Below are 812 nucleotides of genomic sequence, written 5' to 3'. Positions count from 1 at the left end.
TAGCATGAGCATCAGACAGCGTAGCGTACCGGCCATCGAATGGCCGACCGTGGCTCTCGCATTCTTCTGCTACGCAACATGGTTCGCCACCGGCTTCCTGCTCTGGCCATCCTACCCGATCTCCGCGCTCGCCGTCCTGGCCTTCACCGCCGCATTGCAATCGTCGATCATGCACGAAGTGCTGCACGGTCATCCAACGCGCAATGCGCGGATCAATGAGGCGTTCGTCTTCCTGCCAATCGGTCTCGTCTGGCCGTTCCGCCGCTTCAAGACCATTCATCTGCGCCATCATGCCGATGAGCGGCTGACCGATCCGCTGGACGATCCGGAGAGCTACTACCAGGCGCTCTGGCAGCATGACGACTTGCCGCCGACTGTGAAATTCCTGCTCAAGATCAACAACACTATGGCCGGCCGCTTCGTGCTCGGCCCCTGGCTGTCCTGCGTCGGCTTCTTCATCGACGACGCCAGGCACATGATCGCTGGCGACAAGGCGATCCGCAAGGCGTGGCTGCTGCATGCGATCGGCCTCGCCATCGTGATGCCCATCGTGCAGTTCGGCTTCGGCATCCCGCTGTGGCTCTACGTCCTGGTACCGGTCTGGCTCGGCCAATCGCTGATCTCGATCCGCACCTTCGCCGAGCATCAATGGTCCGAACACCCGGAGGGCCGCACGGTGATCGTCGAGCGCTCGCCGCTGTCGTTCCTGTTCCTCAACAACAATCTGCATTTCGTCCACCACAAGAGCCCGACCGTGGCCTGGTACCGGCTGCCGAAACTGTTTCGCGACCGTCGCGACGAATGGCTGCGGA

1 protein-coding gene is annotated in these 812 nt (G+C 61.9%); it reads left to right on the top strand.

All coding sequences use genetic code 11. The features are described from left to right. Nucleotides 1-4 precede the first annotated feature (4 nt). Nucleotides 5-812, top strand: an 808-nt coding sequence (locus tag ACXJ7R_RS34895) for a fatty acid desaturase (protein WP_457155768.1), incomplete at its 3' end; no start/stop codon positions are given.

The organism is Mesorhizobium sp. P5_C1 (assembly GCF_054049815.1).
Note: the sequence above shows the minus strand (reverse complement) of the source record. Positions and strands in the feature narration are given on the sequence as shown.